Consider the following 6921-nt stretch of genomic DNA (forward strand, 5'->3'; position numbering starts at 1 on the left):
GATCCGACAGTGCCGCGAGTGACACGCGCGGCGTGCCCAATTCCATGCCTGCGCAAGACGTCGCGTCGAGCATCCAGGCCGGCACCACCGTGAAGACGCCTGGCAGGACCTCGACATGGAGGAATTGTCCAGACCTGCGCCTGTCGACGCGCTCGACCCGCAGGCGCCGGCCGAAAAGCGCGTGCCAGCGGTAATGGACCACGACAAACTGCCCGACGTGGGCAGAATGAACGGGCGATGGCCATCACAAGAAAGAACGCGCTCTTTGCCGGTTCCGACGGCGGTGGCAAGACGTGGGCGACCATCACGACTATGCTGACGACAGCGAAGCTCAACGGCGTCGATCCCCATGCCTGGCTGCAGCTCACCCTCGAGCGCCTTGCAGCCGGCTGGCCCAATCACGACATAGACGCCCTCATGCCTTGGAACTATCCAACCCGCGCCTGAACGGCCTCAGCTTCGCGCTTACCCCCCGCCTGGCCGTGACCCCAAGCTGACAACCCGGCTTCAGGAATGGTGGACCCTACCCGACTTCGCCGCCTTCCGGGCCGAGGTAAAGAAGGTGTTCAAGGCCGAGATCCCCCTGGCCGAGCGTTCCGCCTGGGAAGACTGGATCACCCGCGACGGCGCCGAAATCGCCCGCCTGTCAGCCGAGATTGCCAAGGCCGAAGCCCAGATCGACAGCATCATCTACGCCCTGTTCGACCTTACCCCCGACGAAATCGCCCTGCTGGAAAGCGTGGTGTGACGGGCCAGCGATGGCTTTGAAGGAAGATGGCAAGAAATAGGGGCGTTAACTTCAAACGGCACCCCGCACCCCGCCTTAGGGTGATCTTAGGCAAGCATCGCCATCATGCTTGCAATTTTCGCTAGCATAACCTACCTTGCCCCGATGAACAGCAAGCACCGCAAGACCCTTGCCGCCGTCTTCACCGATCCGGTGTCAGGCACCATCGAATGGGCAGCAGTCGAAAGCCTGCTGCTGGCGACGGGCGCGCGGCTGATCGAAGGGCGCGGGTCACGGGTGCGGTTCGAAAAAGATGGCGAGGTAGCGACGTTCCACCGCCCGCCCCCCGCAAAGGAAGCGAAGCGATACCAGGTGCGCGATGCCCGCGACTTCCTGGAACGGATCGGGGTTAGACCATGACCAACACCATGACCTACAAGGGCTATGCCGCCCGGATCGAGTATGACGACGAAGACGGGATTTTCACGGGCCGGATTGCCGGTATCCGTGACGGGGTGGGCTTTCATGCTGACACCGTGGAAGGGCTGCGCGAAGCCTTCCATGAGGCTGTCGAAGACTATATCGACACCTGCGCCAAGATCGGCAAGGAACCGCAGAAGACCTATTCGGGGCAGGTCATGTTCCGGATCAGCCCGGATGTTCACCGCAAGGCCGCGCTGGCCGCCGAGCTGTCGGGCAAGAGCCTGAACCAGTGGGCCGAAGAAGTGCTAGATCGGGCCGCAGAGTAAGCCATAGCCGCTACTGACGAACTCAACATTTCTCAACACGCGTTGCAGGTTTTTGCAGGTTCAGGCGTAGCCTTGGGGTGAGCCAACTTTGCAGAAACCGGCCTCGATGCGTGGCGCTGAATCGTTTCCAGGATCGCCTCGTCGATCGAAATGGCTCTCAACTGTGTCGGAAAGCGGTATTCCGGCTTCCCCGAGAAACACACGAAAGCAAGCTCGTGCCCCCAGGCCGCGATGCACTGTCCAACGCGCTCAAACCGGATGAGCCCGCCCGCCATGACGAGATCACTACACGCAACTGCGATCTTCATCCGGTTCGTCCCATGGCCAGAGTGCAGAACCAACACGGTTAGGACACCGACTCATTACTTCCGATCCATAGCCGGATTGCTGCAAGTTTGATGAGGGCGAGATAGTTTTCGTCGTGCTTTTCGTAGCGCGTTGCGATGGCGCGGCAGTGTTTGATCCGGTTGAAGAGTATGCGCCGCCTCCACCCCATTGATTCCGCGTGTTTGTGAACATTGAGGTTTCTGCCAGAAGGTTTTCGGCAAGAGCTGGAGATTTGGCGTGGCGAATAGCGGTGATGGATTTGTCGGGCGATGCGAAGTTGTCGAGCCTCGTCGTGGAAACCGGCGATGGCCCAATGATCTGAAGGCGCGGATTGTAGCGGAAAGCCTTCAGCCCGGTGCGCGGGTTGTTGATGTTGCGCTCTTGTGATCTCGCTGCGCATCAGCTTTCGGACTGGCGACGGCAGGCGCGTCATGGTCTTCTGACGCTGCCTGCTGAACTGATGACGGCCGTGCCAGCTATTGAGGACTGGCCTATCGAACCCGCCTTTGTGCCACTTGCGATTACGACGGAGCCGAAGACGGCTGCCGATGCACCGCCGGTTCCGGAGCCGGTCGCGGCCGCTTCGCAGATCGTGACCTTGGAAATCGGCTCAGACCTCGTGGTGAGGGTTCCCGGCGATGTGCCGGTTGATCGGGTTGCAGCCTTGGTGCGTGCGATGCGAGGAACGGCGTGATCGTCGCAGGCCAACGATTACCGATCCTGATCGCGACGCGGCCGGTGGACTTCCGCTGTGGCCATCAGGCGCTGGCATTGATGGTGCAGACCGAGTTGAAGCTTGATCCGCATTCCGGGGTGACGGTGATCTTCCGGTCGAAGCGCGGGGATCGCCTAAAAATCCTGGTATGGGATGGCGCCGGAATGGTGCTGATCTACAAGGTTTTGGAGCAGGGAAACTTTGCCTGGCCCAAGGTGCAGGATGGAACGATGCGTCTTTCTCGGGCTCAATACGAAGCCTTGTTCGAAGGGCTTGATTGGCGACGGGTTATGGCGCAACGGGTAACAGCGCCGACTGCGGCAGGATGACTCACCGGTTCGGTTTTGGCATTGTTTTATTGGGTTTTTCTGCTTCGATTTGCTATGAAGACGCATGTCGCAGCCGATCGATCTCAGCCAGTTCCCGGACCTTCTTCCCGAGGTATTGAAAGCCTTTGCGGCGGTGCAGTTCGAGCTGTCGATCGAGCGTGCGGCACGGCAGCATGAGCAGGCGGTGGTGGCCGAGAAGGACGCCTTCATCACCGAGCTGAAGCAACTGATCGAGAGGCTAGAGGGTCAGGTTCAGGACTATCGGCGTACGAAGTTCGGGCCGAAATCGGAAAAACTCGATCCGACGCAGATGGAACTGGCGCTGGAAGATCTTGAGACGGCAATTGCCGAGACACAGGCCCAGATCGCCTTCATCGAGGTGAAGATCGCGGCCAGCGCAGTTGATCCCGCAAAGGCTGTTCCTCGCAAGGAGCGCAAAGCACGCGCGCTGCCGCAGGGGCTGCCGCGGGTCGAGCGGGTGATCGAGCCCGACAGCATTGCTTGCCCATGTGGTTGCGGCAACATGGTTCGGATCGGCGAAGATCGGACGGAACGGCTCGATCAAATTCCGGCACGCTACCAGGTGATCGTCACGATCCGCCCGAAATACGCCTGCCCCAAGGGCCGTACAGGCGTGGTTCAGGCCAGGGCGCCGGCGCATCTTCTGGAAAGCAGCTGGCCGACCGAAGCCCTGTTGGCGCAGATTGCCGTGTCGAAGCACTCCGAACACATGCCGCTGAACCGTCAGGCGGCAGTCATGGCCCGACACGGAGTGCCGATCGACTGCACGGTCCTGGCAGATTGGATGGGTCGGACGGGCGCTGCGGTCGCGCCGGTGGTAGACCACATGGCCATGATCCTGAAACAGGGCAGTTCAAGGCTCTATGTCGACGAGACCACGGCCCCGGTGTTGGATCCGGGACGCGGCAAGACGAAAACCGGTTATCTCTGGGCTATTCTGCGCGACGACCGCGGCTGGAACGGATCTGCGCCGCCGGGCGTAGCGTTCCATTATCGGCCTGGGCGTAAAGGCGAATATGCCGCAGAAATCCTCGATGGCTTCAACGGCACGATCCAGGTCGATGCCTACGGTGGCTACTCGCACCTTGCTACGCCAGACCGCACGGGCGGCGAGCCGTTGAAGCTGGCCTTCTGCTGGGCGCATGGCCGCAGAAAACTGATCAAGGCCAAGCCCAAGAAGGGGTCGCCGATCGTCGACGAGGCGCTGTTGCGCATCGCCGCCCTCTACAAGATCGAGGACAGCATCCGCGGTTGTGATCCCGATCATCGCCGGGCTGTCCGCCAGAACCTGTCCCGTTCGCTGGTGGACGAGTTCTTCACCTGGTTGGCAGCTCAGGCCGCGCGCGTCTCACGCAAGTCCGACCTCGGCGAAGCCATGGCCTACATGCTCAAACGTCAGGATGGCTTCCGGCTGTTCCTGGACGACGGCCGCGTCGACATTGACTCCAACCTCGTGGAAAACGCGATCAGAAGCCCGGCCATGAACCGCCGCAATGCGCTCTTTGCCGGTCATGATGAGGGCGGCCGCAATTGGGCCCGGTTTGCCAGTCTGATCGGAAGCTGCAAGATGAACGGTGTAGAGCCTTACGCCTATCTGCGCGATCTCTTTACCAGCCTCGCAAATGGCCACCTCGCAAAAGACATCGACACCCTCATGCCCTGGGCCTATGCGCAACGAACCAGTGCCTCACAATGAGCTCGTCCGGGACTCCCCGACGTGCTCATCGGACCATCTCCAAGCGTTAGCCCGACCGTTGCAACAGGGAATTCGATGGGGCGGAGACGCCGCATACGGACAAGGTAGCACGCCGCAAGCTGTCGCTGCTCGATCTTGCGAGCGAACTTTCGAACGTGTCGAGAGCCTGCAAGGTGATGGGTTATTCGCGAGGGCTTCGATGTCGGCCGCCTCCACGTCGCGACACTGATGAAGCGCATGAGGATCGCGGCGATTTATCAGCGCCCGAACACCTCGAAACCGGCTCCGGGCCACAAGATCTACCCGTATCTGCTGCGCAAGCTGCCGAATCAGGTCTGGACGATCGGCATCACGTACATCCCCATGGTCCGGGGCTTCGTCTATCTCGCGGCCGTGGTCGACTGGTTCAGCCGCAAGGTGCTGGCTTGGCGGCTCTCGATCACCATGGATACGGCGTTCTGCATCCGCCCGGCGGGTTGTCCCATAAACACCTCCATTGTTGAGGTGTTGCGACGACCGGTTGAATACGCCCAGTTCACTAGCGTGGCCTTCACAGATCTGCTGAAGAAGCACGAGATCGCGATCTCCATGGACGGCAAGGGCGCATGGCGGGACAACGTGTTCGTCGAAAGGCTCTGGCGAACCATCAAATACGAAGAGGTCTCGGCCTCACGGCTGTCCGACGCGTGCATTTACTGCAGCTACGACATTATCGCCAAGCGCGGCGTCGTTGAGTCCGGGATGTTATTGCCGGACATCGCTCCCGATCAATGAGCGACCGCGAATGGTTGTGGAACAGTGGAGACTTTTGAGGTGCGCAAGGGCGGTGGTCGTTGGTCGCAGACGCCCCGGTTCGATGAAGGTCTCGACCAGTTGCAGACCCGCGGGCCTCGCAATGGGCTTCGCCTCGGCGCTTCTGGTCGGGGCTGGAAACGTCATGCTCGGCCTGCCGCGCTGTCGAGGCACGTAGATAAAGCGCGGTGCGCTGGGGAACGTTGGACGTGGAAGCGGTCATGCCCGGTCTCCTTCGGCGGCGGCCTCGTCGGGCGACAACACGGCGACACCGAACGGCAGGAAGTGTTTCGTGTTGCGGGTGACGATGATGAGTTCATGCGCTGCGGCAATACCGGCGATCACAGCATCGGCCATGCCGGGATCGTGATCACTTGCCAGCGCCCTCGCTTCCAGCCGCCCGCCGAGCGCGGCAGCCTCAGCGTCAAAGGCAATGATCTTGTCGTCATATGTGGAAACGAGACCGCCGAGCCATGCTTTCAGGCTCGCGGCTTTGGCCGTTGCCCCCTTGTGATCGAGAAGCGCAATTCCTTTCTCGATTTCGTGGACGGTGACGACCGATAGGAATAACCGGCCGTCACCGTCCATGCGGTCCAGCCAGTCGAGGAAGTCGGCAGATGCGCCCGCGCTCATCGGCGCCAACATGGAGACGACGTTGGTGTCGAGAAGAAAGCCGCTCAAAGCTCGACATCCCGCGACGGCGTGCGATTACGCTCGAACTCTCCGCCTGGGAATGTCCTGAGATAGCTGACGAGGCCCGCCCGTTTGCGTGTCAGCGCCTTGCGCGCGATCTCCGCCGCCTCGACCGAGACCAAGGCCGCAACGGGCTTGCCATGACGGGTAATGGTCACGATCTCTCCCTTGACGGCTTCATCGACCAGGCTGGAAAAGCCGGCCTTGGCATCTCTGAGATTGATGGTCAGCATATCGCGCCTTCATATGTAGCCATATGTAACTACATGTAGTCTATTGGGGCACGGATTTCAACGTCGGTTTCGATGGTGGAGGCATCAACCATCGGACCCAAAGAGTTCATCGAACAGGTCGCCGAACCGTCGCTCGAACGCCTCGATTGTGGCCCCCGCGACCAGATTGGGAAGCCATCGGACAGGATGTTAGCCGCGTCGCGGTAACAGGGGGAGTGGGCCATTGCCGGCGCATGAATTTGGGCCGATCTGGCGTGCTGTTACAGGGCCGAAGTCGATGAGTGGCCCCGTTTGATCGCGATGGCCTGGAGGCCGCGGTGGACGGAGGGGCGGGGGGCGTTTTGCTTCTTGGGGGAGCGAGGCTGGCGTCGCTGCCGATCCGTGGAGACGCTGATCGCACGGCTAGCCGGGGAGGGGGCTGACCCAGCCTGGACCTGTTGCGACGGGGCTAAGGCTAAACGCTGCCAAGAGATGCGCGAGCAGGTGGTGGGCGGTCTGCGGCAAAGCTTCGAGTTGCCGTTCGACAACAGGTGCCGGACATGCGGATGCGTGCGCCCATCCGCCTTGGACACCCGCCCGCGAGGGTGCTAACAGAAGCGGGCGTGACACGTCCGCTTTGTCACTATCGAGGCCTTGATG

General features: G+C 61.2%; 8 protein-coding genes and 4 pseudogenes. 8 read left to right on the forward strand and 4 right to left on the reverse strand.

Features of this window, described 5'->3' with window-relative positions; all coding sequences use genetic code 11:
• Nucleotides 1-202 (reverse strand): annotated as a pseudogene (locus P2PM1_RS25305) (hypothetical protein); the annotation flags it as partial.
• 29 nt (nucleotides 203-231) lie between these two features.
• Between P2PM1_RS25305 and P2PM1_RS23775 the strand changes: the two are divergent.
• The 4 genes and pseudogenes from P2PM1_RS23775 to P2PM1_RS23790 all read left to right on the forward strand — a co-directional run.
• Nucleotides 232-447, forward strand: a pseudogene (locus P2PM1_RS23775) (transposase domain-containing protein); the annotation flags it as partial.
• Between the two features lie 115 nt (nucleotides 448-562).
• On the forward strand, nucleotides 563-748 hold the full coding sequence (locus tag P2PM1_RS23780; protein ID WP_186400801.1) for a hypothetical protein: 186 nt from the start codon (nucleotides 563-565) through the stop codon (nucleotides 746-748).
• A 144-nt stretch (nucleotides 749-892) separates the two neighbouring features.
• Nucleotides 893-1147, forward strand: a complete 255-nt coding sequence (locus P2PM1_RS23785) for a type II toxin-antitoxin system HicA family toxin (RefSeq protein ID WP_186400809.1) — start codon at nucleotides 893-895, stop codon at nucleotides 1145-1147.
• A complete protein-coding gene (locus P2PM1_RS23790; RefSeq protein WP_186400802.1) occupies nucleotides 1144-1476 on the forward strand; it encodes a type II toxin-antitoxin system HicB family antitoxin in 333 nt (110 codons plus the stop codon). Before P2PM1_RS23785 ends, P2PM1_RS23790 begins: the two co-directional genes overlap by 4 nt.
• A 32-nt stretch (nucleotides 1477-1508) precedes the next feature.
• Here the strand turns inward: P2PM1_RS23790 and P2PM1_RS23795 are convergent, their stop codons facing one another.
• Entirely contained in the window at nucleotides 1509-1784 is a 276-nt protein-coding gene (locus P2PM1_RS23795) for a hypothetical protein (protein WP_186400803.1), read from the reverse strand.
• Between the two features lie 256 nt (nucleotides 1785-2040).
• Here P2PM1_RS23795 and P2PM1_RS23805 point away from each other — a divergent pair.
• The 4 genes and pseudogenes from P2PM1_RS23805 to P2PM1_RS23820 all read left to right on the forward strand — a co-directional run.
• Nucleotides 2041-2497, forward strand: a pseudogene (locus tag P2PM1_RS23805) (transposase).
• On the forward strand, nucleotides 2494-2847 hold the full coding sequence (gene tnpB, locus P2PM1_RS23810) for an IS66 family insertion sequence element accessory protein TnpB (protein ID WP_186400805.1): 354 nt from the start codon (nucleotides 2494-2496) through the stop codon (nucleotides 2845-2847). Before P2PM1_RS23805 ends, tnpB begins: the two are co-directional and overlap by 4 nt.
• 64 nt (nucleotides 2848-2911) lie before the next feature.
• On the forward strand, nucleotides 2912-4564 hold the full coding sequence (locus tag P2PM1_RS23815; protein WP_186400806.1) for an IS66 family transposase: 1653 nt from the start codon (nucleotides 2912-2914) through the stop codon (nucleotides 4562-4564).
• Nucleotides 4565-4753: 189 nt separating this feature from the next.
• Nucleotides 4754-5227: pseudogene (locus P2PM1_RS23820) on the forward strand (DDE-type integrase/transposase/recombinase); the annotation flags it as partial.
• 348 nt (nucleotides 5228-5575) lie between these two features.
• Here P2PM1_RS23820 and P2PM1_RS23825 read toward each other — a convergent pair.
• Together P2PM1_RS23825 and P2PM1_RS23830 are read right to left on the reverse strand one after the other, a co-directional pair.
• The gene (locus P2PM1_RS23825; RefSeq protein ID WP_186400807.1) at nucleotides 5576-6037 is read right to left on the reverse strand and encodes a type II toxin-antitoxin system VapC family toxin; all 462 of its coding nucleotides are present in this window, start codon (nucleotides 6035-6037) and stop codon (nucleotides 5576-5578) included.
• Nucleotides 6034-6282 carry a type II toxin-antitoxin system Phd/YefM family antitoxin gene (locus P2PM1_RS23830; protein ID WP_186400808.1) on the reverse strand — a complete coding sequence of 83 codons (249 nt, stop codon included), beginning with the start codon at nucleotides 6280-6282 and terminating at the stop codon, nucleotides 6034-6036. The genes P2PM1_RS23825 and P2PM1_RS23830 overlap by 4 nt, the downstream gene beginning before the upstream one ends.
• Nucleotides 6283-6921 lie beyond the last annotated feature (639 nt).

This window comes from Stappia sp. P2PMeth1 (genome assembly GCF_900185735.1).
Taxonomy (GTDB): domain Bacteria; phylum Pseudomonadota; class Alphaproteobacteria; order Rhizobiales; family Stappiaceae; genus Stappia.

Coding starts and splice junctions, on each gene's coding strand:
- P2PM1_RS23785 (WP_186400809.1), top strand. CDS start 893: ATGAACAGCAAGCACCGCAAGACCCTTGCCGCCGTCTTCACCGATCCG.
- P2PM1_RS23790 (WP_186400802.1), top strand. CDS start 1,144: ATGACCAACACCATGACCTACAAGGGCTATGCCGCCCGGATCGAGTAT.
- P2PM1_RS23795 (WP_186400803.1), bottom strand. CDS start 1,784: ATGAAGATCGCAGTTGCGTGTAGTGATCTCGTCATGGCGGGCGGGCTC.
- P2PM1_RS23815 (WP_186400806.1), top strand. CDS start 2,912: ATGTCGCAGCCGATCGATCTCAGCCAGTTCCCGGACCTTCTTCCCGAG.
- P2PM1_RS23830 (WP_186400808.1), bottom strand. CDS start 6,282: ATGCTGACCATCAATCTCAGAGATGCCAAGGCCGGCTTTTCCAGCCTG.